Annotated in this window: 29 protein-coding genes; 3 read left to right on the top strand and 26 right to left on the bottom strand. The window is 70.9% G+C overall.

Annotated features, from left to right (window positions below; translation table 11 throughout):
• Positions 1-354: 354 nt before the first annotated feature.
• Positions 355-1,941 carry a malate synthase A gene (aceB, locus tag ATL45_RS17115; RefSeq protein ID WP_093155125.1) on the bottom strand — a complete coding sequence of 529 codons (1,587 nt, stop codon included), beginning with the start codon at positions 1,939-1,941 and terminating at the stop codon, positions 355-357.
• Between the two features lie 239 nt (positions 1,942-2,180).
• Between aceB and ATL45_RS17110 the strand changes: the two genes are divergently transcribed.
• Positions 2,181-2,960 (top strand): IclR family transcriptional regulator, encoded by a 780-nt coding sequence (locus tag ATL45_RS17110; RefSeq protein ID WP_093155127.1) that lies wholly within the window; start codon positions 2,181-2,183, stop codon positions 2,958-2,960.
• 179 nt (positions 2,961-3,139) lie between these two features.
• A complete protein-coding gene (locus tag ATL45_RS17105; protein WP_246025394.1) occupies positions 3,140-3,994 on the top strand; it encodes a PhzF family phenazine biosynthesis protein in 855 nt (284 codons plus the stop codon).
• A 70-nt stretch (positions 3,995-4,064) separates the two neighbouring features.
• Here ATL45_RS17105 and ATL45_RS17100 read toward each other — a convergent pair whose 3' ends face one another.
• The 6 genes from ATL45_RS17100 to glmS form a co-directional block, all read right to left on the bottom strand.
• Entirely contained in the window at positions 4,065-4,661 is a 597-nt protein-coding gene (locus ATL45_RS17100; protein ID WP_093155130.1) for a DedA family protein, read from the bottom strand.
• Positions 4,658-5,137, bottom strand: coding sequence for a tRNA (adenosine(37)-N6)-threonylcarbamoyltransferase complex ATPase subunit type 1 TsaE (gene tsaE / locus ATL45_RS17095; RefSeq protein ID WP_246025393.1), 480 nt, complete (start codon positions 5,135-5,137; stop codon positions 4,658-4,660). The genes ATL45_RS17100 and tsaE overlap by 4 nt, the downstream gene beginning before the upstream one ends.
• Positions 5,134-6,204 (bottom strand): alpha/beta fold hydrolase, encoded by a 1,071-nt coding sequence (locus ATL45_RS17090; RefSeq protein ID WP_093155133.1) that lies wholly within the window; start codon positions 6,202-6,204, stop codon positions 5,134-5,136. The genes tsaE and ATL45_RS17090 overlap by 4 nt, the downstream gene beginning before the upstream one ends.
• Before the next feature lie 160 nt (positions 6,205-6,364).
• Positions 6,365-7,513: an alanine racemase gene (gene alr, locus ATL45_RS17085; RefSeq protein WP_093155134.1), complete on the bottom strand. Its 1,149-nt coding sequence runs from the start codon at positions 7,511-7,513 to the stop codon at positions 6,365-6,367.
• A gap of 84 nt (positions 7,514-7,597) precedes the next feature.
• On the bottom strand, positions 7,598-9,112 hold the full coding sequence (locus tag ATL45_RS17080) for an NAD(P)H-hydrate dehydratase (protein WP_093155136.1): 1,515 nt from the start codon (positions 9,110-9,112) through the stop codon (positions 7,598-7,600).
• 275 nt (positions 9,113-9,387) lie between these two features.
• Positions 9,388-11,250: a glutamine--fructose-6-phosphate transaminase (isomerizing) gene (gene glmS, locus ATL45_RS17075; protein ID WP_093155137.1), complete on the bottom strand. Its 1,863-nt coding sequence runs from the start codon at positions 11,248-11,250 to the stop codon at positions 9,388-9,390.
• 104 nt (positions 11,251-11,354) lie between these two features.
• Here glmS and ATL45_RS17070 point away from each other — a divergent pair, with 104 nt between their 5' ends.
• Positions 11,355-12,191 (top strand): dienelactone hydrolase family protein, encoded by an 837-nt coding sequence (locus tag ATL45_RS17070; RefSeq protein ID WP_170210262.1) that lies wholly within the window; start codon positions 11,355-11,357, stop codon positions 12,189-12,191.
• A gap of 1 nt (position 12,192) precedes the next feature.
• Here ATL45_RS17070 and ATL45_RS17065 read toward each other — a convergent pair whose 3' ends face one another.
• The 19 genes from ATL45_RS17065 to ATL45_RS16995 form a co-directional block, all read right to left on the bottom strand.
• Positions 12,193-12,900: a flagellar basal body-associated FliL family protein gene (locus tag ATL45_RS17065; protein ID WP_143121688.1), complete on the bottom strand. Its 708-nt coding sequence runs from the start codon at positions 12,898-12,900 to the stop codon at positions 12,193-12,195.
• 61 nt (positions 12,901-12,961) lie between these two features.
• On the bottom strand, positions 12,962-13,684 hold the full coding sequence (locus ATL45_RS17060; protein ID WP_143121689.1) for a hypothetical protein: 723 nt from the start codon (positions 13,682-13,684) through the stop codon (positions 12,962-12,964).
• Positions 13,685-13,780: 96 nt separating this feature from the next.
• Complete coding sequence (locus tag ATL45_RS17055) at positions 13,781-14,215, bottom strand: hypothetical protein (RefSeq protein ID WP_143121690.1); 435 nt, start codon at positions 14,213-14,215, stop codon at positions 13,781-13,783.
• Positions 14,212-17,232 carry a hypothetical protein gene (locus ATL45_RS17050; protein ID WP_093155145.1) on the bottom strand — a complete coding sequence of 1,007 codons (3,021 nt, stop codon included), beginning with the start codon at positions 17,230-17,232 and terminating at the stop codon, positions 14,212-14,214. The genes ATL45_RS17055 and ATL45_RS17050 overlap by 4 nt, the downstream gene beginning before the upstream one ends.
• Positions 17,232-17,537 carry a type VII secretion target gene (locus tag ATL45_RS17045; RefSeq protein ID WP_093155146.1) on the bottom strand — a complete coding sequence of 102 codons (306 nt, stop codon included), beginning with the start codon at positions 17,535-17,537 and terminating at the stop codon, positions 17,232-17,234. The genes ATL45_RS17050 and ATL45_RS17045 overlap by 1 nt, the downstream gene beginning before the upstream one ends.
• 140 nt (positions 17,538-17,677) lie before the next feature.
• Complete coding sequence (locus tag ATL45_RS38890; protein ID WP_170210261.1) at positions 17,678-17,827, bottom strand: hypothetical protein; 150 nt, start codon at positions 17,825-17,827, stop codon at positions 17,678-17,680.
• Positions 17,828-17,878: 51 nt separating this feature from the next.
• On the bottom strand, positions 17,879-18,088 hold the full coding sequence (locus tag ATL45_RS38885; RefSeq protein WP_093155148.1) for a hypothetical protein: 210 nt from the start codon (positions 18,086-18,088) through the stop codon (positions 17,879-17,881).
• 52 nt (positions 18,089-18,140) lie between these two features.
• Positions 18,141-18,392 carry a hypothetical protein gene (locus tag ATL45_RS38880; RefSeq protein ID WP_170210260.1) on the bottom strand — a complete coding sequence of 84 codons (252 nt, stop codon included), beginning with the start codon at positions 18,390-18,392 and terminating at the stop codon, positions 18,141-18,143.
• 19 nt (positions 18,393-18,411) lie between these two features.
• Positions 18,412-18,573: a hypothetical protein gene (locus ATL45_RS38875; protein ID WP_170210259.1), complete on the bottom strand. Its 162-nt coding sequence runs from the start codon at positions 18,571-18,573 to the stop codon at positions 18,412-18,414.
• Positions 18,574-18,721: 148 nt separating this feature from the next.
• The gene (locus ATL45_RS40020; RefSeq protein ID WP_256258431.1) at positions 18,722-18,856 is read right to left on the bottom strand and encodes a hypothetical protein; all 135 of its coding nucleotides are present in this window, start codon (positions 18,854-18,856) and stop codon (positions 18,722-18,724) included.
• A gap of 7 nt (positions 18,857-18,863) precedes the next feature.
• Positions 18,864-19,022, bottom strand: a complete 159-nt coding sequence (locus ATL45_RS38870; RefSeq protein WP_170210258.1) for a hypothetical protein — start codon at positions 19,020-19,022, stop codon at positions 18,864-18,866.
• Between the two features lie 52 nt (positions 19,023-19,074).
• Entirely contained in the window at positions 19,075-20,409 is a 1,335-nt protein-coding gene (gene glmM / locus ATL45_RS17030; protein ID WP_093155397.1) for a phosphoglucosamine mutase, read from the bottom strand.
• Positions 20,410-20,659: 250 nt separating this feature from the next.
• Positions 20,660-21,178, bottom strand: coding sequence for a 30S ribosomal protein S9 (rpsI, locus tag ATL45_RS17025; protein ID WP_093155149.1), 519 nt, complete (start codon positions 21,176-21,178; stop codon positions 20,660-20,662).
• Positions 21,175-21,621: a 50S ribosomal protein L13 gene (rplM, locus tag ATL45_RS17020; protein WP_093155151.1), complete on the bottom strand. Its 447-nt coding sequence runs from the start codon at positions 21,619-21,621 to the stop codon at positions 21,175-21,177. The genes rpsI and rplM overlap by 4 nt, the downstream gene beginning before the upstream one ends.
• Positions 21,622-21,978: 357 nt before the next feature.
• Positions 21,979-22,269: a WXG100 family type VII secretion target gene (locus tag ATL45_RS17015; protein ID WP_093155152.1), complete on the bottom strand. Its 291-nt coding sequence runs from the start codon at positions 22,267-22,269 to the stop codon at positions 21,979-21,981.
• A gap of 55 nt (positions 22,270-22,324) precedes the next feature.
• On the bottom strand, positions 22,325-22,636 hold the full coding sequence (locus ATL45_RS17010; RefSeq protein WP_093155154.1) for a WXG100 family type VII secretion target: 312 nt from the start codon (positions 22,634-22,636) through the stop codon (positions 22,325-22,327).
• Positions 22,637-22,774: 138 nt separating this feature from the next.
• Positions 22,775-23,134, bottom strand: a complete 360-nt coding sequence (locus tag ATL45_RS17005; RefSeq protein WP_093155155.1) for a hypothetical protein — start codon at positions 23,132-23,134, stop codon at positions 22,775-22,777.
• Between the two features lie 106 nt (positions 23,135-23,240).
• Complete coding sequence (locus ATL45_RS17000) at positions 23,241-25,025, bottom strand: type VII secretion-associated protein (protein ID WP_170210257.1); 1,785 nt, start codon at positions 25,023-25,025, stop codon at positions 23,241-23,243.
• A 197-nt stretch (positions 25,026-25,222) separates the two neighbouring features.
• Positions 25,223-26,044 (bottom strand): ESX secretion-associated protein EspG, encoded by an 822-nt coding sequence (locus ATL45_RS16995; protein WP_093155158.1) that lies wholly within the window; start codon positions 26,042-26,044, stop codon positions 25,223-25,225.
• Positions 26,045-26,046 lie beyond the last annotated feature (2 nt).

Genomic DNA, 26,046 nt, shown 5'->3' with positions numbered 1-26,046 from the left:
CGGTCCGGCAGCCGGGAGGCGTCCCCGGCTGCCCAGCTCGGCTGCGGTGACGCGGACCGCACGCCCCCGGATGGAGCACGGCCCGCGTCACCGCAGTGCGGCTTTTCATCCTGATCAGCAGCCGCGACGCACGACCGGCACCGTCCCGGAGGTATCGCATGCGCCGCAGGCGCACAACCCACCCCCGCAACTCGCACCGCCGCGGGTTCTCAGACTGCGCCCGCCCAGACTGTGGGCTCTTGGCGAGGAAAGCCCGTTCGCCGTGTATCGGAACGGGATCCCGCAGCCAGGCGGCGTCTGAGGTTCCGCTACTTGCACCGCCACGCAGAACGAGGTCGGAAAGCCGCAGTTCGATCAGTCGATCTCTTCGTAGGCGGGCAGCGTCAGGAAGTCGACGAACTCGTCGGCCACCGCCACCTGCTCGAACAGCTCGACCGCCCGGCCCAGGTTCTCGACCGGGAAGCCCTCTTCGGCACGCAGCTGCTTCTCGGTGTCGGCCAGCGTCTCGCGCACCAGGTCGGAGGTGACCCGCTCGCCGCCGGCCAGCACCACGTCGTTGTGCAGCCACTGCCAGATCTGCGACCGGGAGATCTCCGCGGTCGCCGCGTCCTCCATCAGGTTGTGGATCGCCGCCGCACCGTTGCCGCCCAGCCAGGACACGATGTAGCGGACACCCACGTCGACCGCGGCGCGCAGACCCTCGATGGTCTTCTCACCGGGCGTCTCGGCCACCGCGAGCAGCTGGTCGGCGGTCACCTGGACCTCGTCGCGGGTGCGGTCGATCTGGTTGGGCTTGTCACCCAGCACCGCGTCGAACTCCTCGAAGCAGATCGGCACCAGGCCCGGGTGCGCGACCCAGGAGCCGTCGAAGCCGTCGCCGGCCTCGCGCTTCTTGTCCGCGTGCACCTTCTCCATCGCGGCGGCGTTGGAGTCGTCCTTGGTCGGGATGAACGCGGCCATGCCGCCGATGGCGAACGCGCCGCGCTTGTGGCAGGTGCGCACCAGCAGCTCGGTGTAGGCGCGCATGAACGGCGCGGTCATGGTCACCGCGTTGCGGTCCGGCAGGATGTACTTGTCGGAGTCGCGGAAGGTCTTGATGACGCTGAACAGGTAGTCCCAGCGGCCGGCGTTGAGGCCCGCGGAGTGGTCGCGCAGCTCGTAGAGGATCTCCTCCATCTCGAACGCGGCCGGGTAGGTCTCGATCAGCACGGTGGCGCGCACCGAGCCGTGCGGGACGCCGAGCTCCTGCTGGGCGTGGGTGAACACGTCGTTCCACAGCCGCGCTTCGAGGTGGCTCTCCATCTTCGGCAGGTAGAAGTACGGCCCGCTGCCGCGGCTGAGGAGTTCCTTGGCGTTGTGGAAGAAGTGCAGGCCGAAGTCGACCAGCGCGGCGACCGCGGGCTTGCCGTCGACCAGGACGTGCTTCTCGTCGAAGTGCCAGCCGCGCGGGCGCACCAGCGGCACCGCGTGCTGGACGTCGTCGCGCAGCTTGTAGGTCTTCTTCTCGGTGACCAGCTCGATCTGCTTGCGCACCAGGTCGTAGAGGTTGACCTGGCCGGAGACGACGTTGCGCCAGTGCGGCGTGTTGGCGTCCTCGAGGTCGGCCAGCCAGACCTTGGCGCCGGAGTTCAGCGCGTTGATCGCCATCTTGCGGTCGGTCGGGCCGGTGATCTCGACGCGGCGGTCGGCGATGTCGGCGGGCGGTGCGGCCACCTGCCAGTCGCCCTCGCGGATGTGCCGGGTCTCCTCCAGGAAGTCCAGCCGGCCCTTGGCGCTGGCCTCCGCGCGACGCTGCTTGCGACGCTCGAGCAGCTCGTCGCGACGAGCGCCGAAGGCGCGCTGCAGACCGGCCACGAACTCGAGCGCTTCCTTGGTCAGGATCTCGTCCCCGCGCTCGACGGCGCCGCCGACGACCTGCACTCCTGCTGCCGTTTCGGACATGAGAAGTCCACCTCTTTCTGCTGCCGGGTTCCAGACGGTGGCTGATGGCTCACCTTGCCGCGTGGCGGACTGACGCGCACCCGAGGCTGCGCGACGGCCGTTCCGCTTGCGGTACGCCCGTAATGTTTTTCTGCATCGTGGATGTTAGTTTCCGTATAGCGTTCGAAGCAACATGAGCTGTAGCACCCATCACGGACTAGACTTCGGCGCAGGCCGAGGTGTGAAGAGGGAGTTCTGCGATGACCACTGGCCCGCAGCGGGCAAGCCAGGGCGGAGGGGTGCAGTCGGTCGAACGCACCTTCGAGCTGCTGGAACTCATGGCCGATGCCGGTGGTGAGGTGGCCCTGTCCGAGCTCGCCGAGAAGTCCGGCCTGCCGCTACCGACGATCCACCGCATCATCCGCACCCTGGTGAGCAACGGCTACGCCCGGCAGCAGCCGTCCCGCCGCTACGCGCTCGGCCCGCGGCTGATCCGCCTCGGCGAGACCGCCAGCCGCGCGCTCGGCTCCTGGGCCCGTCCCTACCTCGCCGAGCTCACCGAGGCGACCGGCGAGACCTCGAACATGGCGGTGCTCGACGGCGAGCAGATCGTCTACGTCGCGCAGGTGCCCTCGCAGCACTCGATGCGGATGTTCACCGAGGTCGGCCGCCGCGTCGACGCGCACGCCACGGCGGTCGGCAAGGCGGTGATGGCCACCATGCCGCCGGACACCGTGACCCAGCTGCTGTCCCGCACCACGATGCACCCGCAGACGGAGCGCACCATCGTCACCGTCGAGTCGATGCACGAGGAGCTGGCCCGCGTCCGCCAGCAGGGCTACGCGCTGGACGACGGCGAGCAGGAGGTCGGCGTCCGCTGCTACGCGGTGGCGGTGCCGGGAGCCCCGGCAGGCGCGGCGATCTCGATCAGCGGCCCGGAGGGCCGGATGACCCGCATCTCGACGGACGAGGTCATCCCGCTGATGCAGCGCCTGGCCAAGGACCTCGCCGCGGAGCTCAGCGTCAGCAACAGCGCCTGACCCCACTGGGAATACCGGGAATTCGACCTGGGAATATGCCGTGAGCCCCTTGCGCTGGAAGCGGCATGAGCGACCTCGTGCCAACCTCAGCCCCGCGCAACCGCACCTCAGGGGACCGTGACGCAACCCAGCCACAAGAAACCGCGAAACGCGAGATCCAGCTGGACGCAACCACCACTGTGGATCGCGGAGAGGCGGAACGGGTCCAGCGGTTGGTGGGGTTCAGCAGCGATCCCAACGGTGGTAACCCCGCAGGAGTGGTGCTCGACGCGGTGGGGCTGTCCGATGCGGACATGCTGCGGATCGCCGCGGACGTCGGGTACTCCGAGACCGCGTTCGTGTTCCCGCGCGGTGAGCGCGAGCACGACATCCGCTTCTTCAGCCCGAAGGCGGAGGTCTCGTTCTGCGGGCACGCCACGATCGCGACCGCCGTCGCGCTCGCCGAACGCGACGGCACTGGCCGGATCGACCTGCACACCCGCGCCGGACTGATCACAGTGGACACCCAGGTCGACGGCTCCGGCCGGCCCACCGCGACTTTGACCAGCGTGCCCACCTCGGTCCGCGACGTCGAACCCGCGATCCTCGACGAGGCGCTGGCGGCGCTCGGCTGGAGCGGCGATGACCTCGACCCGGACCTGCCGCCGCGCATCGCCTTCGGTGGCAACGACCACCTCGTCCTGGCGGTGTCCACGAGGGAGAAGCTGGCGGCGCTGTCCTACGACTTCGACCGACTCGGCAAGCTGATGGCCGACCAGGACTGGACGACGCTGCAGCTGGTCTGGCGCGAGAGCCCCGAGCTCTTCCACGCGCGTGACCCGTTCCCGCCGGGCGGTGTCGTCGAGGACGCGGCGACCGGCGCGGCCGCGGCGGCGTTCGGCGGCTACCTCAAGCACCTCGGCCTGGTCACCCCGCCGACCGCCTTCCGCATCCACCAGGGCTTCGACATGGGCCGCCCCAGCATCCTCGACGTCGAGGTCGCAGCCGACCACGACCGGATCCGCGTCACCGGCACCGCCGCCCGCATCCAGTAAGGTTTCCGCTGTTCAGCACCCGTGAGTACTTTGTGGCGCTATAGCGACACAAAGTACTCACGGGCGGGGGTCAGGCACGGAGGCGGTTCTTGCGGCGGAGCCACCAGATCGTCACCGCTACCGCTGCGGCCAGCAGGAGGACCGGGAGTCCGGCCAGGCCTGCGATGGTCTCCACCCGGTCGTAGGCGTCGCCGGACCAGGCGCCGAGGAGGACCAGGGTCGTCGCCCAGGCGATGGCGACCGGCAGGTTGCAGAGGGTGAAGCGGAGGTGGGACATCTCCGTGCGGGCCGCCAGCCTGGGCACCAGGGTGCGCACCGCCGCGAAGCACTGCGACACCGCCACGGTCACCTCGGCGCGTCCGTCCAGTGAGGACTCCAGGCGCGCAACTCGCTGCTCGCCCAGCCGTTTCACCATTTCCCGGCGCAGCAGGCCGCCGCGGCGACCGCGGTAGAAGCTGTGCTGGCAGCCCAGCGCCGTCGCGGTGGAGGCGCAGACCGCGGCCAGCCACACCTCGACGACACCGCCGCCCGCCAGCAGGCCGATCGCCAGCACGGTGCCCGTGCCGGGCAGGAAAACACCGATCAGCAGGCCGGATTCGGCGAACAGCACGGCCATCGCGGCGATCAGCGCGAGCGGTCCGGGGATTCCCGCCAGGAACTCGGTCACCGGCCGAGCAACTCCGCGACCCGCGCGTCCCAGGATTCGCCGTGCGGCTCCAGGGTGATCTCGCGGACGTCGTCGGGGCGACGCCGGATGCGCAGCATCAGGTGGCTGTCGGCGAGTCGTTCGGCCAGGCCCTCGCCCCACTCCACCACGACCGCGGCTTCGGTGAGATCGGTGTCCAGGTCCAGGTCGTCGATGTCGTCCAGCCCGCCGAGCCGGTAGGCATCGACGTGCACCAGGACCGGGCCGTCGCCGGACTCCGGCCGGTGCACCCGCGCGATCACGAACGTCGGCGAGGTCACCCTGCCGGTGACACCCATCCCCGCCGCGATCCCCCGCGCGAGCACCGTCTTGCCCGCGCCGAGCGGGCCGTCCAGCAGGACCAGGTCACCGGCGCGCAGCACCGCGCCCAGCCGCCGGCCGAACTCCAGCGTGTCGGATTCCTCCGGGAACTCCGCAGTCCGCAACGCAGCACTCACTTCCCGACCGCCCTGCGCAGCAGTGCGGTCAACTGCTCGGTGACCAATTCCGGCCGCTCCAGCATCACCGGGTGTCCCGCGCCCTCGACGCGCACCAGCACCGCGTCCGGCAGCTCGGCGGCCAGCACCTCGGCGTGCGGCGAGAACGGGGTGACCCGGTCGGCGTCGCCGCTGAGCACCAGCACCTCGCAGGTCCGCAGCGCGGCGAGCGCGGTCTTGCGGTCGTGCAGGCCGATCGTCTCCAGGAAGTCGGTGACGACCTCGACCGTGGTGGCGCCGATCATCTCCGCCATCAGGTCCACCACCGCGGGCGAGATCGCGCGGTCCCCGAACGCCAGCGAGCGGATCAGGCTCCAGGTGATCTTGTCGCCGACCCGCCGGGTTCGCTCCACCAGGTCGGGTTGAACGCTGGACAGCAGCGCCAGCCCGCGCGGCACCGGGTTGATCCGCGACAGCCAGGTGCGGGGCAGTCCCGCCGCGCCGACCGAATCGGCCGCCGTCCCGATCAGCCCCACCGCGCGCACGCGGTCGCGGAACAGCTCCGGGCGCTGCTCGGCCAGCGCCATGATCGTCATGCCGCCCATCGAATGCCCCACCAGCGCGATCGGCCCCTTCGGCGCCGTCGCCCGCAGCACCGCGTCGAGGTCCCGGCCGAGCTGCTCGATCGTGCTGTTGCGCTTGGAGGAGTGCCCGGAACGGCCGTGGCTGCGCTGGTCGAACAGCACCAGCCGGACCCGCGGGTCGGTGAGCTCGGGCAGGTCGCGGCGCTGGAAGTGCCAGCAGCGGGAGTCCAGCGCGAACCCGTGCACCAGCACCGCGGTCAGCTCCGGCGCACCACCGTCGGCGGGCTCGATCTCCTGCACCGCCAGCGGAACTCCGTCATCGGCGGCCACGGTGGACTGCCGGTCCGCGCGGAGCCTGCCCAGCGGCTCATCGGCGTGCGGATCGTCCGGGTTGCGCTTCGCGGCGGCTCTGGTGCTGTGCGCGACGACGCCGACCGCGGCGCCCGTGATCGCGGCACCCAGCACACCGCTCGTCCAGGCCAGCGCCTGCCAGACGGGTTTCACGCCGCCTCCAACCGCGAAGGCCCGGCGCCGGACGGCACGAGAGCGGCGCCGCTTCCGCAGGTGACGGCTCGTGAGTACTTCGCGGTGCTATAACCGCTCACGGCACCTGAGCAGTGGAAACGGAGTCGATTCCGCGCGAAGTCGGCAGCCGGGCGGAGGCTCATGGTGCCTCCAGGTCGTCCTCGACCGTGCGCGTCACCCGCGGCCGGTACATGCCGGTGACGATCTCGTAGTGGATGGTGCCGATCTCGTCCGCCCACTCCGCCGCCGTCGGCTCGCCGCGGTCGCCCGGCCCGAACAGCAGGACCTCGTCGCCCTCGCGGACCTCGTCGTCGCCGCAGTCGACCACCAGCTGGTCCATGCAGACCCGGCCGACGACCGGACGCCGCTCGCCCGCCAGCCACACCGACATCCGGCCGGACAGGGTGCGCGGCACGCCGTCGGCGTAGCCGACCGGCACCAGCGCGAGCCCGGTCGCGCGGTCCGCCGTCCAGGTGTGCCCGTACGAGACGCTCTCGCCCGCCGCGATGCGCTTGGTCAGCGCCACCGAGGAGCGGAACGTCATGGCCGGGCGCAGGCCGTGGTCGCCGTCCTGCGGCACCGGGTCCAGCCCGTACACCGCGATGCCCGGGCGGACCAGCTCGAAGTGCAGGTCGGGCCGGGTGAGCACGGCAGCGGAGTTGGCCAGGTGGCGGATCGGGTTCAGGCCCGCCGCGCGCGCCTGCTCGTGCGCGCGCCGGAACCGCTCGGCCTGCTCGTCGATGGAGGGGTGGTCGAGCTCGTCGGCGCAGGCCAGGTGCGACCACACCGCCACGACCTCGACGTGCCCGCCCGCCTCGGCCTTCGCGGCGGCTTCCACCAGCGCGGGCCAGAGCTCGGCCGGGCAGCCGCTGCGGGACAACCCGGTGTCGATCTTGAGGTGCACCCGCGCGATGCGGTCCTGGGCCGTCGCCGCCGCCTCGATCCGCTGGAGCACTTCCAGCGACGACGCGGACAGCTCGACGTCCTCGGCGATCGCGGGCGCGAAGTCCTCGTCCACGACGTAGAGCCAGCAGAACACCGGAGCGGTGATGCCGGCGGCGCGCAGCTGCAGCGCCTCGCCGGGGGAAGCGACGCCGAGGCAGTCGGCGCCGGATTCGAGCGCTGCGCGCCCGACGGTCACCGCGCCGTGGCCGTAGCCGTCGGACTTCACGATGGTCATCGTGCGGGCACCCGACTCGCGGGCACGCGCCGAGAGCACCCTCACGTTGTGGCGGATCGCGCCGACGTCGATGCGCAGGTCGGCGCGGTGCACGGGCTGGTCACTCATGGCACGGTCATCGTCGCACACAGCCGCCCGCCCCCATCCGCGTACTGCCCGCCCCGAACGGCCGGGCACGGGCGCGCGGCGTCATCAGGCCAGGGCTGCTCGGCGGATCTTGCGGATCGCCAGGGGGACCGCTTCGAGCAGCGCGGACGCTCCGATCGGGGCACCCGGCTCGGTCGGGTCGTCGGTTTCGCCGTGCGCGGCCAGGTCCGCGGCCAGGGAGTGCACGTGGGCCGCGTAACCGCAGGCCAGCCAGGGCTCCACGCCGCTGGCCAGGAGCGCTCCGATCAAGCCGGTCAGGACGTCACCGGAGCCCGCCGTGGCGAGCCAGGCGTGCTGCGCGTCGTTGACCAGCACGCGGCCGTCCGGCGCGGCGATGATCGTCGTGTTGCCCTTCAGCAGCACCACGGCGTCGAAGCGCGCGGCGACCTCGCGGGCCGCCGCGACCCGGTCCGGGCCCAGCTCCTGCCCGGTCAGCCGGGCGAACTCGCCCGCGTGCGGCGTCAGCACCAGCGGCACGTCGGGGTCCCGCGCGTCCCAGAGCGTCGGGTCGTTGGCCAGGAGGGTGATCGAATCGGCGTCGGCGCAGACCGGCCGCCCGGACTCCAGGACGTGCTGCAGGACGTCGCGGCCACTGGCGCCGAGGCCGATCCCCGGCCCGACCGCCCACGCCTGCACCCGCCCGGCATCGCCGACGGAGCCGGTCGCCACCACCTCCGGCCAGCGCGAGCGCACCACGTCGGCGGCCGGGCCCGCGTAGCGGACCATGCCCGCGGTCGCCTGCACCGCGGCCCCGCTGGCCAGCACGGCGGCGCCGGGATAGGTGGCCGAACCAGCGGCGACGCCGACCACGCCCTGGCTGTACTTGTCGTCGGACGGGCCCGGCACCGGCCAGTCGGCACCGATCTCGGCGGGCCGCAGCACGCGGAGCTCCGGCGCCGGCAGGTGGTCGTCGAGCCCGATGTCGACCACCTCGACCTCGCCCGAGCACACCGCGCCCGCACCCAGCACGTGGCACGGCTTCCGGCCGCCGAAGGTCACCGTGAGGTCGGCCTGGACGACCGGCCCGTCGACCGCACCGGTCACCGGATCGACGCCGCTGGGCAGGTCGACGGCGACCACCGGCACCGACACCCGGCGCACCAGCTCGGCCGCCGTCGGCCGCAGCGATCCGCGCGCGGAAAGCCCGACGATCCCGTCGATCACCACGTCGGCCCGCTCAACGGCATCCGCCGCCTCGGCACCGATGCCCGAGGTGTCCGCGCTGGCGCCCTCAGCAGGAACCGCCCGGCCACCCGCGCGTCGCAGCGCGGCGAGCCCGGCGGCGTGCGCCTTTTCCGGCGCGAGCAGCACCGCCGTGACGCCGACACCGCGCCGGCGCAGGAAAGCTCCGGCCCACAGCGCATCGCCGCCGTTGTTCCCGGCCCCGACGAGCAGCGCGACCCGCCGGCCCGCGACGCCGTCGGTGACCTCGGTGAGCACGCGCGCGGTGTGGACGGCCACCGCGTGAGCGGCGCGGCGCATCACGACCGGCTCCGGCGTCCGCGCGAAGAGCTGCTGCTCCGCGGCGCGGATCTGGTCCGGTGTCCACACTCCGAGCATCGCGTCCTCCCTCGAACCCGCCGACGCGCGGACCCGCCGGCGAACAGCACCACTCATCCCGGGCGATTCCCCGGGAGCACGATCCAATTGAAACCGCCCGCGCAACGCCCCGGCCGCACGACACACCGGAGCGCGTCGGCAGCGGCCGCGAAGATCATCTGCGATTTCAATGGAAATCAGACGTCCGATTTCCATTGAAATCGCACCAGAACAGCGCGGAAGACGGTGAAGGGCACCTCCGGCGAGCGCCGGAAGTGCCCTTCACCAGCAGAAGATCACTCGACGGTGACGGACTTCGCGAGGTTGCGCGGCTTGTCCACGTCGTAGCCGCGGGCGCGGGCGATCTCCGCCGCCAGCACCTGGAGCGGGATCGTGGAGACCAGCGGCTGGAGCAGCGTCGGCACCGCCGGGATGGTGATCAGCTCGTCGGCGAAGGGCCGCACCGTCTCGTCGCCCTCCTCGGCGATCACGATGGTGCGGGCGCCGCGCGCCTGGATCTCGCGGATGTTGGACACCATCTTCGCGTGCAGCAGCGCGCGGCCGGTCGGCGACGGCATCACCACGACCACCGGCAGGCCCTCCTCGATCAGCGCGATCGGGCCGTGCTTGAGCTCGCCCGCGGCGAAGCCCTCGGCGTGCATGTAGGCGAGCTCCTTGAGCTTGAGCGCGCCTTCCAGCGCCACCGGGTACCCGACGTGGCGGCCCAGGAACAGCACCGCCTTGGAGTCCGCCAGCTCCTTGCCGAGCTCGCGCACCTGGTCCACGGTGGACAGCGTGCGGCGCACCGCATCGGGCATCGCGGCCAGCTCTGAGTACTCGCGCGCCACCTCGTCGGAGTACTTCGTGCCGCGCGCCTGCGCCAGGGCCAGCCCGACCAGGTAGTTCGCCGCCACCTGGGCGAGGAACGTCTTGGTGGCCGCGACGCCGATCTCCGGCCCGGCGTGGGTGTAGAGCACCGCGTCGGACTCGCGCGGGATCTGCGCGCCGTTGGTGTTGCAGATCGCCAGTACGCGCGCCCGCTGGGTGCGGGCGTGCCGGACCGCTTCCAGGGTGTCGGCGGTCTCGCCGGACTGGGAGATCGCCACCACCAGCGTGTCGCGGCCCAGCACCGGGTCGCGGTAGCGGAACTCGCTGGCCAGCTCGACCTCGACCGGCACCCGGCACCAGTGCTCGATGGCGTACTTGGCGAGCAGCCCGGAGTGGTAGGCGGTGCCGCAGGCGACCACGAAGACCTTGTCGACGTCGCGCAGGTCCTGCTCGGTGAGGCGCAGCTCGTCCAGCACGATGCTGCCGTTGGTGAAGTGCCCGCGCAGCGTGTTCTCCAGCGCCTCGGGCTGCTCCTCGATCTCCTTGAGCATGAAGTAGTCGTGACCGCCCTTCTCGGCGGCCGACAGGTCCCAGTCCACGCTGAACGGCTTGGTCTCGACCTCGACGTCGTCGAAGTCGGTCACCCGGTAACCGTCGCGGGTGATGGTGACGACCTGGTCCTGGCCGAGCTCCACCGCGTCGCGGGTGTGCTCGATGAACGCGGCGACGTCGGAGGCGAGGAAGTGCTCGCCGTCGCCGACGCCGACGACCAGCGGCGAGGACCGGCGCGCCGCGACGACCTTGCCCGGTTCCGCGGCGTGCGTGACGACCAGCGTGAAGGCACCCTCCAGCCGGCGGGCGATCGCGCAGACGCTGGCGCTGAGGTCACCGGCGGTCGGTCCCGCGGCGTAGGCGGCGGCGACCAGGTGCGCCGCCGTCTCGGTGTCGGTGTCGCTGGCCATCTCGATGCCCGCGGCTTCGAGCTCGGCGCGCAGCGCGGCGAAGTTCTCGATGATGCCGTTGTGCACCACGGCCACCTGCCCGGTGGTGTCGCGGTGCGGGTGGGCGTTGCGGTCGGTCGGCGCGCCGTGCGTCGCCCACCTGGTGTGACCCATGCCGCTGTTCCCGGCGAACCGGCTGCCGTCGACCTCGGCGAGCCGCTTCTCCAGGTTCGACAGCGCGCCCGCGGCGCGCTCCACGGCGAGGCCGCCCGCACCGTCGAGCAGTGCCACGCCCGCCGAGTCGTAGCCCCGGTACTCGAGCCGCCGGAGCCCGTTGAGCACCACGTCAAGCGCCTGGCGATGTCCTACGTAACCAACGATGCCGCACACTCGAGCCAGCGTAGCTACTCCATTTGGTCTGAACCTGTTCGCGGTGGAACCGCCCGCGCAGCGGCTACCGCGCGCGCACGCGCGAGTCCGCTACCGTGCTGACCATGGCGCGCACTGCCAAGAAGGCCCCCTCCGCGAAGAACGCGTTCGAAGAGCTGTCCCGGCGCGGACCGCACGACGTGCTGCACGGTGATCTGGCTCTCGTCGGGCTCCCGGGCATCGTCTGCACCCCGCGCAGCGGGCTGGGACTGCCCGCGATCGCGTTCGGCCACGGCTGGCTGCAGCCGCCGCGCCGCTACCTGAGCCTGCTCCGGCACCTCGCCTCGTGGGGCATCGTGGTCGCCGCGCCCGCCACGCAGCGCGGCGTGCTCGCCTCGCACCGGATGTTCGCCGGCGACCTGCGCACCGCGCTGGACGTCTGCGTGGGGGTCCGGCTCGGCGACGGCGAGATCAGCGTCGACGAGAAGAAGCTGGGTGTCGCCGGGCACGCCATGGGCGGCGGGTGCGCGGTGCTCGCCGCTGCCGAGGACGAACGGATCCGGGCGGTGGCCACGCTGGCCGCCGCCGAGACCCACCCGTCCGCGCTGGAGGCCGCGGGCAGGGTCGGCGTGCCCGGCCTGCACATCGCGGCGGGCAACGACCTGCTGGCCCCGCCGGTGGCCAACGCCGAGCCGATCGCCCGCGCCTGGGGCGGCGCGGTGCAGCTGCGCACCGTGCCCAAGGCCAGCCACCTCGGGTTCACCGAGGGCAAGCACTGGACCCAGCTCGTCCTGCACGGCAAGTCCGAGTACGCGACCCAGCGGGCGACCAAGGCCCTGCTGACCGCCTACTTCCTGAGCACGCTGGCCGGCGACCGCCGAGGTGATGCCCTCCTGTCCACCGACATCAAGGGCACCCACGTCGACCAGGAGCACACCCGAGGCGTGCTCACCGCAGCCTGACTCAGAGCCCCGCGGCGAATTCCTCGGCGGCGGTCTTGGCGGCCCGCTCGGCATCGGGGGCGGGCAGGCGCTGGTCCTCGAACCAGTAGGTCTTGTCGTAACCGTCGTAGCCGACGGAGACCGTCGTACTGCCCTTGCGGAAGATCACCATGGCCGCCTTCACCTCGGTCCCGGTGGCCATGAACGCCTCGTCCCACGGGCCTTCCAGGTCGTCGGTCACGCGCGAGGCGCGCTTGCCGTCGGTCTGCCGGTAGTGCTCGAAGGTCTCCTCGGCTTCGGCCAGCGCGTCGGCGGGATCCTCTGCCACCGAAGTGGAAACCGTGATGTCCAGGTAGCGCTCGTTGGTGCCGTCCTGGCCCTTGGTCGCCCGCCACGTGCAGGTCGCCGAACCGGTTTCCTCATCGGAGTAACCGTGGATCAGGTTCGTGGTGTGCAGCTTCCGCAGGGTTTCCGCGCTGACGAGGTCGCACGGCGCGATCACCGGCTGCCCGGAGGGTTCCTCCCCCGCGGGTTCGGTGACGATGCCGTGCCGCCAGTAGAAGTACACACCGGCGATCCCGCCGACGACCAGCAGCGCGACGAGGCCGAGGATCAGGAACGTGATGCACCCTGCGCGGCTCTTCTTCTTCGGAACTGGTTGCCACGGCTGGACTTGCTGAGGAGCTTGCGGGTGCTGCGGACCCCACTGCCCGGGTTGTTGCGGTTGCACCACCGGATCGTAGACGTCCGATGTGGCCGGTGGCGATGGCCGGGCGCGCGACCATCGCCACTCACAGCCCGGAAACGATCTCCTTGGCCACTGCCAGCACGGCCTGCTCCCCTTCGGCCGACGACATCTGGGTGCTGTCGCCGAGGAAGCTCCGGTCCCAGCCGCTGTACACGACGGTCACGATCTTCTGGCCCTCGCGGAAGTTCAGCTCGCCGGGCGAGTCCGCGCCCCGGGAGACGAGGAAGGCTTCGTCGCCGATCCCGGAGACCTCCCGGAGCTCGCCCGAGGAATTCTCCCGGTACGTCCCGAAAGTGTCCTTCGCGTCGCCGCCGTCGACCTTCGAGAGATTGCGGACGTCGATCCGCAACGTCCGCTGGTTGTTGCCGTCCTGCCCCCGCGTCGGGCCCCAACCGCAGGTGGAGCGCCCGCTGGACGGGTCCTCGCCGATGATGATCGGTTCGGGGTTGGTGACGTGCAGGCGCTTCAGGGTCGCGTCGCCGACCAGGTCGCAGTCCTCGGGAAGCGCGGCGTTCGTCGGCGGATCCCCGGCGGGCTTCGAGTAGTTCAGGTACGCCACCACGAGGAAACCGCCGGCGCCGAGCAGGACCAGCGCACCGAGGCAGATGCCCACGATCAGCCCGACGCGCTTCCCGCGCTTCTTCTGCGGTGGTTGCGGAAATCCCGGCTGGACCGGCGGATATCCCTGCGGTGCTTGCGAAAAAGGCTGCTGGGGGTACTGGCCGCCAGGCGGAGGCCCCCAGGAGCCCGGCTGCTGAGGATGCACGCGCAGGAGGCTACGCGACGCGACCGCGCGCGACCGGCGAATTCACCAAGCCGCAGCGGAAGAGGCCGGTCCCGTTGCGGGGCCGGCCTCTTCTCGTCACCTCAGCCAGTTCTGGTTCTCGTAGTCGTCGTCATCGTCGAAGGCCGGCTGACGACGTGACCGCGGCGACGGCGCCGGAGGTGCGGGCGGCGGCGGAGGCGGCGGTGCCGGGCGGGCCGAAACCGGTTGCTGCGGCGGCTCTTCCTCGTAATCGTCCTCGCCGCCGAAGCCGATCACGTTGTCGTCCTGCTGCGACTTGTTCGACCAGTCGTTGCGCGGTTTTTCCGCCTGCTCCCGCGCCTTCTCGGCCCGTTCCACGAGCTCCTGCTTGCGGGCAGCGGCGGCTTCCTTGATCTCCTCGCTCTTCTTGGCCGAGGCCGCTTCCGCCGCGCGGACCGCGTCCACGTTGTCCGCGATCCCGTAGCGGTGCCGCGCGGTCAGGGTCGCGATCTCGTCCGCGACCCGCTGGTTGACCACAACCACCTGACTCACCTCTCCCGGTCTTCGCCGAGCACCGAGCGGAAGGCCACGTTCGACTTCTCCACGCCGTCATCGAACAGCTGGCCCTGGGTGCGCCACGGGCTGGAGTTGGAGCGCTCCTGCTCGCCGCCCTGCTGGGCGCCTTGAGCACCGCCCATGCCGCCCATCATCCCGCCCATCATGCCGCCGCCCGCGCTGCCGCCACCGCCGCCGACCGCGGCGCTCGGGTTCTGGCCGCTCTGCTGGCCGGACTGCGGCGGGCCAGCCGCCGGGTCGGGGCCGAACGAGGACAGGCCGGTGGAGCCCTGCGCGCTGCCGCTGGCGGAGCTACCGCTGGCGGAGTCGCCGAACGAGGACATCCCGGTCGCACCGGCGGGCTGCGAAGCGGCGGAATCGCCGCCGAACAGCTGCCCGGAGCTGCTGCCGAAGGAGTTCTGCACGCCCTCGCCCATCGGGCTGAACGTGCTGGCGCCAGCGGCCTGCGGCGTGGTGGACGCGGGCACGTCCGGCCCGCCCTCGGGGTTGAACGCGGGCATCGTGGTGAAGCCGCCCGCCGAGCCGCCGCCGAACCCGGCGTCAGCAGACCCGCCGCCCGGCGCAGGACCGAAGCTGCCGCCCGGAACCGCGCCGACGCCGAGGTCCGGAGCCGGAGCGGGACCGCCGACGAAGCCGGGCGCCGGAGCCGGGCTGCCGATGAAGTCGGGAGCGGGCGCCGGAGCCGGCCCGCCGACGATGTCCGGAGCAGGAGCCGGACCACCGATGAAGTCCGGAGCCGGAGCAGGAGTCGGTCCGCCCACGATGTCCGGAGCCGGAGCCGGACCGGTCTGGCCCGGAATTCCGGGGCCGTTGTCCGGCGCGGGCATCGTGGACACCTCCGGGACGGTCCCGGCGGGGCCGGGCATGCCCGGGGTGTTCTTGGCGAACTCGATCGTCTGGTTCAGCGGCGGCTTGCCGTCGCCGTTGTCCACGTTGACCTTGACCTCGCCGTCGGGCGTGCGCTCGAAGGTGAGCGTGCGGCCGCCCTCCTCGATGACGGCCTTGCCGTCCGGGCCGACCTGCACCTGCTCCGGGCCCTGGCCGCCGCTGCCGGTCGCGTTGCCGACGCCCTGACCGGGCCCCTGCGGCACGCCGGGCTGCCCGGCGCCGCCCTCGCCGCCGAAGTCGACCTCGTAGGTCTTCGGCTTGCCGTCCGGGCCCATCAGCTCGACCTGCATCTTGCCGTCTTCGCCGGGCTTGTGGACGGTGACCGCGTCGTCGCCCTCGCCGAGGGTCACCTTCTCGCCGTCGCCGCCGGCACCGCCCTGGCCGGGCATCTCGGGCATCTCCGGAGGCTTGGGCATCTCCGGGGTTTCCGGCATCTCCGGAGCGCCACCGCCGCCCGGAGCACCGCCGCCGCCACCGGGCGTGCCGCCGCCACCGCCACCGCCGGGGGTGCCACCGCCGCCACCACCGCCACCGGTGTTGCCGCCACCACCGCCACCGCCGGTGTCGCCGTTGCCGCCCTGGTCGGAGCCCTGCCCCTCCATGCTCTTGAACGGGTCGTCGCTGATCGGAGCGCCGTTGATCATCTGGTCGTAGCTCTGCTGCACGGCGTCCTGCGTGCTCTTGCTCTGGTCCTTGAAGGAGCTGACCTTCTGGTCCATCTCGGGCTTGAACGCCTCGTCGAGCCACTTCTTGGCGTCGTCGATCAGGCCCTGGCGGATCTCCTTGGCGGCGTCCTGCCCGCCGACGAACTGGCCGATCAGCCCGCCGATGGGGCCACCGCAGATGAACCCGATGGCGGAGCCCTTCACCGTCGACCAGATGCCGGAGAAGATGTCGTCGATGCCGACGTCGGCGAGGTCGCTGGGCTGGATGTCGCCGCGCGCCTTGCGGATCTCGTCCTTGGTCTCGTCCGGCGTCTTGTCCGCGCACTTCAGGTTCTCGCCGAGCTCCAGCACGAACTTGCTGTACTCGCGGACGACGTTCTGGATGCCGTCGACGGCCGGCGTGATGGCACCGGCGAACTTCTCGGTCTCGCTGGCGACGGTGCCGCCCGCGGAGTTGAAGTTGCCGACCTTCGCCGAGGCGGCCTCCGAGGCCTCGCCCTGCCAGGTCTGCTTGGCGGTGTTGAACGCCTGCCCCATCGAGCTGCTCTGGTCCTGCAGCTTCCCGGACACGCCGCCGAGCATCTCGGCGTCCTGCCGGAACGCGCCGAAGTCGATCTCGCGGAGCTGGTCGTACTCCTTGACGATCTCGCCCTGGAAGTCCGGGCCGCCGCCCGTCCAGTCCTTGTACAGCGGCAGGAACTTCTCGAAGAAGTCCAGTCCGACCTTGCCGTGGTCGAGCAGCTCGTCGGAGGTGCCGACCGGGCCGCTGCTCTCCAGCGCCTTCTTGCCGTCCTCGATCGCGCCCTTGCGCTTCTCGGCTTCCTCGATCTTCTTCTGCAGCTCGGAGAAGCCACCGCCGGTGACCTCCTCGAAGATGGCGCTGCCGATGGGGTTGACCACCTTCATCGCGCCATCGGCGATGCTGCCCGCGTTGTCGACGAGCCAGCTGGCACCGTCATCGATCTTGTCGTCGAGCCACTTCGCGCCCTCGCCGACGGCCTTCACGCCGTCGACGATTCCCTCGCCAACGGCGGAGACTCCGTCGACGATGCCTTCACCGACAGCGGAAACGCCGTCGACGATGCCTTCGCCCACGGCCGAGACGCCTTCACCGACGGCCTTCGCACCGTCCACGGCCCGGTCGCCGACCCACTCGACGCCATCGCCCACTGCCTGGGCGCCGTCCACAACGCGATCGCCGACCCACTCGGCGCCATCGCCGACCGCCTGGGCGCCGTCCACAACGCGATCGCCGACCCACTCGGCACCGTCGCCGACCGCCTGGGCGCCGTCCACGACCCGGTCGCCGACCCACTCGGCACCGTCGCCGACCGCCTCGACGCCGTCGGCAACCGCCTCACCGGCGTTGCCGGCCTTGTCGCCGACCCACTCGACGCCGTCGTCGAGCGCCCTGCCCACAGTCTCGAACGGACCCGCCATCAGACCTTGACCTTCCCGACCTCGTTGGCACCCGTCTCATCGCTGGAGGTGTACTCCTTGGCAGACGCCGTGAAGTCCTCGGACAGCTTGGTGCCGTGAGAGGCGAAGGACTCGATGTTCTTCCCCAGTTTTTCCAGCGCTTGCTTGTAGGCCTGGCCCGCTTCCTGGAACTTGCGACCGGCCTTCTCCGGCGTCGCCTTGGCCTCGCTGACCGTTTTGGCCTGCCCCTTGATCTCCTCGGAGCTGTCGGAGAAGGCGGACGCCGCCTTCCCGATATCGCTGCCCGAGGTTGCCGTCCCGCTCATCAGCGCCCCCTTCAACGGCCCAGACGTCCCAACCTCGACTGGGACGCCTTGATTCGCTCACCGGTTCCCCATCTTGACAGGTCCAGCTGCGCGAAAGACCGAAAACCGGCGAGCTGCTTGCATCCGCGAAGAGACCCGCCTCACCGCTGGTGCGGGGCGCCGGACTGCGACTGCTGCCGCCTCCGCTTCCGGCGACCGGACGTGATCACGATCGTCGCGATCACAGCACCGATCACCAGCAGAAGGAGGAAGGGCAGGACGATGACCATGATTTCCCATCCGCCTGGCATGGCCCGGATGATGCCAGGCGGTTCAGCCCCGGATCAGCGGAACGCCGAAGTTCACCGCGGCGGCTGGCCGTAGCCCTGCTGCGGCGGCTGCTGGGGGAAGCCCTGCTGCGGCGGGTACTGCTGCTGGAACTGCTGCGGGTAGCCGTACTGCTGCGGCGGCTGCGCTGATCGCTTCCCGCTCTTCGCCGCGACGACGACCACCACGACCACCACGCCGACGACCAGCAGCAGTCCCAGGACGAGAATCAGCATCAGGAGCATGCGCAAGATGATGCCAGCCGGGAGCTCCGCGAATCCCGCGGAACTCCGCAGATCACTGCGGCGGGTACGGCGGCTGGCCGTAGCCCTGCTGCGGCGGCTGCTGCGGGTAGCCCTGCTGCGGCGGGTACTGCTGCTGGAACTGCTGCGGGTGCTGCTGGAATCCCGGTTGCTGGAATCCCGGCTGCGGGGCCTGCTGAACGTTCAGGCCGCGGAGCTTCACCTTCACCACGACGAAGGCCGCGAGCCCACCCGCGACAGCGCCGAGGAGCGCCACGACCAGGACGCCCATCCAGAAGTAGCTCACGACTTCCTCCTCCGAGACGTCACTGCTGGTAGGGGTTCCCGAAGCCCTGCGGCGGGTGCGGCGGCACCGCCTGCCGCTGCGGTTGCGCGGCGATCTTCCTGGTCATCAGGAATGCCACGCCGGTACCGGTGCCGGCGCCGACCGCGATGGACAGGAGCGCGGGGACGATCCACTCGACCACCGAAGCCTCCCCTCGTCGAGTTCGAGCACCGAACCTATCGGAGACCGGCCTCCCGGTGTCCCGCTCTCGGCGCACTGGATCGATCCGATTCCGCGCGCACGGAACCGCCCCGCGCACCGGGGGCGGTGGCGGGGCGGGTTCGCAGCGGTCAGTGACCTGCGCCGGGCAGGAGGTTCTGCAGCCCGCCCTGGGCCAGCACGACGGCCAGCAGGCCCGCGACGAGCATGCCCAGCAGCGGGATGATCAGCACCATCAGCAGATCGCCGAAGAACTGCCCTCGCATGGCCGGGTCAGCTCCGGTTCCGCCGGTTCACGAGCCAGGACCTGCCCTCGTGCGCGGCGTTCACGGCCTTGAGGCCGGCTACCGCGAGCGCGGAGAAGATCACGAGAGCAGCGACGAGCCCGACTGCGACGAGCCCGACGATCATGGCGACAACGATGGCACCCATGTGAGCATGGTCTCACGAACGGGCTAATTCCGAGAGATCTACATCACAAAGATCACCGGAACGAGGCAACGATTTCGGCCAAACGCTCAGCAGCGGCCTGCGCGCTCTGCTCCGTTTGGGCCTCCACCATCACCCGCACCAGCTGCTCGGTGCCGGACTGGCGCAGCAGGACGCGGCCGGACTCGCCCAGCTCGGCCTCGGTCCGGGCCACCGCAGCCGCCACCTCGGGCGCCGCCACCGCCGCGGCCTTGTCCGCGACGCGGACGTTGATCAGCACCTGCGGCAGCCGCCGCATCACCTTGGCCAGGGACGACAGCGGAGTGCCGGTCGCCGCCACGCGGCCCATCAGGCGCAGCGCGGTGAGCAGGCCGTCGCCGGTGGTGGCGTGCGCGGGCAGCACCACGTGGCCCGACTGCTCGCCGCCGAGGGCGAAGCCGCCGGAGCGCAGCTCCTCCAGGACGTACCGGTCGCCGACCGCCGTGGTGCGCAGGGACACGCCGTGCTCGCGCATCGCCAGGTGCAGGCCGAGGTTGCTCATGACCGTCGCGACCAGCGTGTTCTCGGTGAGCTCGCCGGCCTCGTGCATGGCCACCGCGAGGACGGCCATGATCTGGTCGCCGTCCACCACCGCACCCGCGGCGTCCACCGCCAGGCAGCGGTCGGCGTCACCGTCGTGCGCCACGCCCAGGTCCGCGCCGTGCTCGACCACTGCGGCCTGCAGCACGTCGAGGTGGGTCGAGCCGACGCCGTCGTTGATGTTGAGGCCGTCCGGCTCGGCGTTGATCGCCACCACGTCCGCGCCCGCGCGGCGGTAGGCCTCCGGCGCCGCCGTCGAGGCCGCGCCGTTCGCGCAGTCCACCACGATCTTCAGCCCGTTCAGCGGCTGCGGGGCGGCTTCGAGCAGGTGGTCGACGTAGCGCTGCACCGCGTCGGGAACGTCCCGGACCCGGCCCACGTGGACGCCGGTCGGGCGCTCGACCTGCTCGGCGAGGCGGGCCTCGATCTCGTCCTCCACCACGTCCGGCAGCTTCTGCCCGCCGGCCGCGAAGAGCTTGATCCCGTTGTCGGGCATCGGGTTGTGCGAGGCGGAGATCATCACGCCGAGGTCCGCGCCGAGCTCGGCCACCAGGTGCGCCACCGCCGGGGTGGGCAGCACGCCGACCCGCAGCACGTCGGCACCGGCCGAGGTCAGGCCCGCGGTGACGGCCGCCTCCAGCATCTCGCCGCTGGCCCGCGGGTCGCGGCCGACCAGCGCCACGCGGCGTTTCGAATCGTCCCGGTCGTAGAGCACCCGGGCCGCCGCAGCGGCCACCGACATCGCCAGTTCTGGGGTCAGGTCGGCGTTGGCCAGTCCACGCACCCCGTCGGTGCCGAACAACCGAGACATCAGCAGCAAGTCCTCCTCGTACACCGGCGCGGCCGCGGGCCCAGACCGGGGACTGTCATCACGTTCAGGTGATCAGGTTCACGAAAACCGGTGGAGTCCGCATCCGCCCCGATGCAAGTTCAATTGAAATCGCACGTCTGATTTCCATTGAAGTTGCGTCGGGGACGGCGGCGAGACCCCTGAAACGACTGCGGGAGCAGCCGCGTCCAGTGTGGACTCGACTGCTCCCGCAAATCGTGTGAGGTTCGCGTCAGCGCTTGCTGAACTGCGGCGCCTTACGGGCCTTCTTGAGGCCGTACTTCTTGCGCTCCTTCTCCCGCGCGTCACGGGTGAGCATGCCGGCCTTCTTCAGCGCCGGGCGGTCGTCGCCGTCGTAGGCGACCAGCGCACGGGCGATCGCCATGCGCAGCGCACCGGCCTGGCCGGACGGGCCGCCACCGCGCAGGGTGGCCAGCACGTCGAAGCTCTCCAGGCGCTCGACGGTCACCAGCGGTTCCTTGACGATCTGCTGGTGGACCTTGTTCGGGAAGTACTGCTCAAGGGCCTTGCCGTTGAGCTTGAAGCCACCGTTGCCCGGCACCAGCCGGACGCGGACCACGGCCTCCTTGCGGCGACCGACGGTCTGCACGGGGCGACCGGTCGGCACCGGCAGCGGGGCCGGAGCGGCCTCCTCGACCTCGACCTCGACCTCGGCGGCCTCCGCGGTTTCCTCCGCAGCGGTCTCCTCCGGGGCGTTCACTGCCTCTTCCTGCTGAAGTTCGTCAGTCACTTCTGGACCTTCGCCTTAATCTCGAACGGCTGCGGGTTCTGGGCCTGGTGCGGGTGCTCCGAGCCGGCGTAGACCTTGAGCTTCTTGCCCATGGCGCGGCCGAGCTTGTTCTTCGGGAGCATGCCCTTGATCGCCTTTTCCAACAGCCGCTCGGGGTGCTTCTCCAGCACCTCACCGAAGGACTGCTTGCGCAGACCACCGGGGTAGCCGCTGTGCCGGTAGTGGAACGCCTGGTCCCGCTTGTTCCCGGTGAGGGCAACCTTCTCCGCATTGATGACGACGACGAAGTCGCCGGTGTCCACGTGCGGTGCGTAGGTCGGCTTGTGCTTGCCGCGCAGCAGCGTCGCGGCCTGAGTTGCCAACCGGCCGAGCACAACATCCTCGGCGTCGATCACGTGCCAGGCGCGGGTCACCTCGCCGGGCTTCGGGCTGTACGTGCGCACGGGTCTACCTCGTCGTCGTTCGCGTCGGAATCGTCAGTGCGGAGCCCGTCTCGATCACGTCGGTCGGTCCCTTGTCGGGGAACCGGCACGTCCGTCAGCACCGGCGCCGGGACCGTGATCCGCAGATCCGATCCTCTTGCGCGAGCTGCAGCCGCGCACCGCACAACAAAGAATGAGGGTACTTGGTGGCTTCTGGCCCGGTCAAAACGGGTCCTCGGTAGCGGGGGACGAGGATGCTGACCTGGCAGATCGCCGACTACAGGATAGCAATGCCCGTCAGCCCGCCGCGGCAGGCCCCGGACACAGCACGCGGCCCCGGCGAATGGCCGGGGCCGCGGAAACGCTCAACGCGTGAACTCAGCCACCGAAGCGGCCGGCGTTCTTCTTCTCACCGGCCTGGAAGGCCTCGTTGGCGGCGCCAACGGCCATGCCCATCTTGGCGGCGGTCTCCTGCATCTTGGCCGCCTCGGCGTCCCACTCGCGCTGCGCGGTGTGGTAGGACTCCTGAGCCTCGCCCTCCCAGGTGGCGATCAGCTTCTGGATCTTGCTCTCCAGGTCGTCCAGCTCGCCCTGGATCTTCTGCGCGGCGGCCTGCAGGTCGTCGGAAGCCTGCTGCAGCTCCGCGAAGTTGACGTTGATCTCGCTCATTGCGTTATCCCCTCAAGAACCTCTGAAGAAAGTGGAGTGTGCGACTGCCGGCAAATCAGCCGTCGAGCAGGCTGGCGATCTTGGAGATCTCCTGGGCCTGGTCTTCCTGGGTGGCCGCGTAGTCCTGACCCGAGGACTGCACGTTCTGGCCCAGCTCGTCCAGCTTCTGGATGATCTTCTTGCCGCTGGCCTCGTACTGCTCCATCAGCTTGCGGAAGACGTCCGCGGCCGCGCCCTTCCAGTTCGCGACCGGGCCCTCGAGCTGGCCCTGCAGCTGCTGGAGCGCCTGCTCGACAGCGTTGCGAGCCTCGTCGATGTCAACGGACGCCTGCTGGATCGCCTCGACGTCTGCACCAATTCCAGCCATCTCTGGATGACCCCCTTCAAACTCGACAGCAAGTTCGGATGAACCTACGACGCAGACATTGCCACGATCGGTTCCACGTTGTCCTGGATTTCTGCGGAACCCGTTGCTGATGTAAACGCTGCGCGCGGAACCCGCAGGTCATCGCATGATTTGCGCTTGTGAAAAGTCCAGATCGCTACCGTCGGACGGCGTTTGCTCTTGCGATTTCCCGGCCTTCGCCGCCTTCTCGTCGGCAACACCGGTGTCCTCGGTGGAACCGGCGGCCGGAATCGGTCCGGTCAGCTCCGGGACTTCCAGTCCCATCCGGTTGCGGTGCGCCAATGCCTCCGCGCGCTGCTCGCCGTCGCCGGTCCGCCCGGCGCGCTCGGCGAGTTCTTCGGTGTTCCGCCGGAAATCGGCGGTGCGGCGTTGCGCATCGGTGCGGGCGCGTTGCCCGCGGCCCACCGCGGCGGCGAGCTCGGTTCGGAATTTGCGAACGGATTCTGCTGCTGCGTCCATGTCAATGCGCCTTCCCCGCCCGGCTTTGCGCGAGCGAATTCTTTTTCGCGCCGGGGACGGGCTGGAAAGCGAGCGACGCGATTTCCGCCGCGATTTCCGCCTCTGTTCAGCCGACCGCCAGCGTTCGGACGACCTGCTCGCACGCGCGGCGCACGTCGTCCCGGCCCGCCGGGCTGTACTTGCAGCCGACGCTCATCTTGTACTGCCCGCGGTAGAGCGTGAACCACTCGACGGTCGTCTCCGGCAGGTTTTCCTGGTAGTACACCACTTCCTGGCCGCCGAAACTGGCGGTTGCGGTGAATTTGGCGAACGGCTTGCCCTGCGCGACGGACTGCTCGTACTCGGTGCGCAGCATCTGCACCGCGCGGGCGCGGTCGGTGTCGGTGTCGAAGCCGAGGCGGCCCTCCTCGACCGCGATCATCGAGCCCTGCGGGCCGTCCGTGGGCTGCAGCAGCGTCTGGAACTTCGCCTCGTCGCCGCCAGCCTGCTCCCAGTGCCCCGGATAGGTGAACGCGTAGTCGTATGCGGCCACCTTCTGCGCGGCGACCGCGTCCGTCCCGTTGCTGGTGAGCAGCAGGGTGACGACCACGCCGACGGCGAGCACCACCGCGGCAGTGGCGCTGATCAGCCACGGCAGCTTGCTCTTGGCGGAGCGCGGCTTGGCCACCGGCAGCGTGGTGTCGCTGCCGCCGATCACCACCGTGCGGGCACGGCTGAGCGAGTCGCTCGTGGTGACGACACCGGGGGCTGCGGGGTGCATCGGCATCGAGCGGACCGTCGTCGTCCCAGCCCAGGCACCGGCGGGCGCCAGTCCTCCGGTGCGCTCCGGGTCGAGCCGCACCGCGCGCAGCGCGCCGCGCGCGACGACGGTCTCCGGCTGGTCCAATGTGGTCGGAACGACGCCGGTGCGCTCGTGGATCAGCCGCGACACCAACGGGATCCGGCTCGATCCGCCGACGAGGAACACCCCGGCCAGCTGCTGGCGCTGAACCTGGCCCTCGCGCAGCGTGGTGAGCACCAGGTCGGCGGCCTTGCCCAGCGGGGCGGCGATCAGGGATTCGAGGTCGACGCGGGTGACGTGCGCGTCGGAGAACGGCGGCGGCATCGGCACGTCGGTGTAGGTGTGCCGGGACAGCGTCTCCTTCGCGCCGCGCACGTCCTGGCGGACCACGCGGCGGCGCCGCCGGTCGGCCATCTCGCGGCCTTCGACGAGCTTGGCCCAGGCCTCCGGATCGGTGCCGGAGACGAGGTGGCCGATGTGCTCCAGCAGCGCCTGGTCGATGTCCGCACCGCCGAAGTTCGGATCGCCGCGGGTGGCCAGCACCTGGAAGGACGCGCCCTGCTTGCGCACCACGCTGGCGTCCACGGTGCCGCCGCCGAGGTCGAGCACGGCGAGCGCGCCGCCGTCGGGGAGGCCGTGGCCGGCGGAGTGGAATACCGCGGCGGCCACCGGCTCCGGCACGAGCACGATCTCCTTGCCGAGACCGGTTGCGGCCTGGCGCAATTCGGCGGTGCGCACCGATCCCCAGTCCGCGGGGTGGGTCAGGACCAGCAGGTCGACGACCGCGCCACCGGCGAAGCGGCGGGCTTCGTTCACCGCGCGCTGCAGCACCGAGCGGATCACGTCGCCGACCTTGAGCACGGTGCTGCCCAGCAGCAGCTCGCCCTCGTCGATGCGGCGCTTCGGGTGCGGTTCGAAGCGGGCCGGGTCGACCGCAGCCTGGCGCTCGGCCTCGTGACCGACGAACAGCGTGCCGTCGGCCGCGGCGAACACCGCGGACGGGACCAGCGGTTGACCGTCGATGACCACGACCTGTGGTTCAGCGCCGCCGACCGAGACCACCGTGCATGTGCTCGACGTGCCGAAGTCGATCGAGACGTGCAGGGACACCCAGAACTCCTTCACCGTCGCCGGAGCGCCGCCCCGCCGACGTCGTCGTCCGACCGCCGACCGCTCGGCGCGCCGACTCCCCCAGATCACCCTAGAGGTTAAGGGTGCGGACGCACCAACAGTGCGCCACCGGATGCGGCGCGGCCGAGCACGGTTCCGCGCAGAACTTACCGGACAATCCGGACGAGGTGCAGGTGTCAGGCCGCGGTGCGGACCTCCGCGACGCGGTTCTCCAGCGCCTTGCCCAGATCCGGCGGCGCGAGCGGGGCCAGCACCAGTTCGGGCCCGACGCCGGGCCGCTGCTGCTGGGTCATGCCGTAGCGGCCGTCGGGCTCGCGCGCGTCGAACCACTTGAGCACCTGGGAGCGGCGCATGCGGCCGTTGCGGTCCCGCATGTTCACGGTGAACTGCCCGTCCCGGAGGTGCTGCTCCGCGAGGAGCGAGCGCAGCGCGTCGGCGGCCGACGGATTTCGCCTGGTCGGCGCCGCCGACTGCATCATGTCGACCTCGTCGAAGTTCTCCTCCGGCGCGGCTTTCTCCTGCGCGAGCTCGGCGCACGGAACCGCCAGGCGCGGGCGCTTCCCGGGCGGAGCCGGTGGCATGCCCTGGAGCGCCGCCGCGACCAGCGAAGTCCGCGGGTGCACGGAGATGCGCAGGTCACCGCCGTAGCTCGCGGACTCGCCGGAGTCCTGGACGAGCAGCAGTGCGCCGTCCTCGCCGGCCACCGACATCAGCCGGACCGGCGAATCGGTGGTCTCGTCGGGCAGCCAGAGCCCTTCGATCCACAGCCCCGGCTTGGCCAGCTGGGCCAGCACCTGCCCGAAACGCGGTGCGAGACCGGTTCCGGCGAGCAGCCCCGCCGCCTGCATCTCGGGCAGCGCGCGCTGGCGCAGCACGGCGCGCTCTTCCAGCGTCGCGCCGTGCGAGCGCACCGCGATCGGGAACGGGTACTCGTCGAAACGCCCGATCTCCCAGCAGAAGTCGAACCACAGCGGTGGCAGCAGCCAACGCTCGGACACGC

The sequence above is a fragment of the Saccharopolyspora antimicrobica genome, assembly GCF_003635025.1.
Taxonomy (GTDB): Bacteria; Actinomycetota; Actinomycetes; order Mycobacteriales; family Pseudonocardiaceae; genus Saccharopolyspora; species Saccharopolyspora antimicrobica.
The sequence above is the reverse complement of the archived record's forward strand: the minus strand, read 5'-3'. Positions and strand labels throughout refer to the sequence as shown.

Excerpts from the sequence above, each read along its gene's own strand:
- aceB (WP_093155125.1), bottom strand. The coding sequence starts at position 1,941 with ATGTCCGAAACGGCAGCAGGAGTGCAGGTCGTCGGCGGCGCCGTCGAG.
- ATL45_RS17110 (WP_093155127.1), top strand. The coding sequence starts at position 2,181 with ATGACCACTGGCCCGCAGCGGGCAAGCCAGGGCGGAGGGGTGCAGTCG.
- alr (WP_093155134.1), bottom strand. The coding sequence starts at position 7,513 with ATGAGTGACCAGCCCGTGCACCGCGCCGACCTGCGCATCGACGTCGGC.
- ATL45_RS17080 (WP_093155136.1), bottom strand. The coding sequence starts at position 9,112 with ATGCTCGGAGTGTGGACACCGGACCAGATCCGCGCCGCGGAGCAGCAG.
- ATL45_RS17070 (WP_170210262.1), top strand. The coding sequence starts at position 11,355 with ATGGCGCGCACTGCCAAGAAGGCCCCCTCCGCGAAGAACGCGTTCGAA.
- ATL45_RS17050 (WP_093155145.1), bottom strand. The coding sequence starts at position 17,232 with ATGGCGGGTCCGTTCGAGACTGTGGGCAGGGCGCTCGACGACGGCGTC.
- ATL45_RS17045 (WP_093155146.1), bottom strand. The coding sequence starts at position 17,537 with ATGAGCGGGACGGCAACCTCGGGCAGCGATATCGGGAAGGCGGCGTCC.
- ATL45_RS38890 (WP_170210261.1), bottom strand. The coding sequence starts at position 17,827 with ATGCCAGGCGGATGGGAAATCATGGTCATCGTCCTGCCCTTCCTCCTT.
- ATL45_RS38885 (WP_093155148.1), bottom strand. The coding sequence starts at position 18,088 with ATGCTCCTGATGCTGATTCTCGTCCTGGGACTGCTGCTGGTCGTCGGC.
- ATL45_RS40020 (WP_256258431.1), bottom strand. The coding sequence starts at position 18,856 with ATGCGAGGGCAGTTCTTCGGCGATCTGCTGATGGTGCTGATCATCCCG.
- ATL45_RS38870 (WP_170210258.1), bottom strand. The coding sequence starts at position 19,022 with ATGGGTGCCATCGTTGTCGCCATGATCGTCGGGCTCGTCGCAGTCGGG.
- glmM (WP_093155397.1), bottom strand. The coding sequence starts at position 20,409 with ATGTCTCGGTTGTTCGGCACCGACGGGGTGCGTGGACTGGCCAACGCC.
- ATL45_RS17015 (WP_093155152.1), bottom strand. The coding sequence starts at position 22,269 with ATGAGCGAGATCAACGTCAACTTCGCGGAGCTGCAGCAGGCTTCCGAC.
- ATL45_RS17010 (WP_093155154.1), bottom strand. The coding sequence starts at position 22,636 with ATGGCTGGAATTGGTGCAGACGTCGAGGCGATCCAGCAGGCGTCCGTT.
- ATL45_RS17005 (WP_093155155.1), bottom strand. The coding sequence starts at position 23,134 with ATGGACGCAGCAGCAGAATCCGTTCGCAAATTCCGAACCGAGCTCGCC.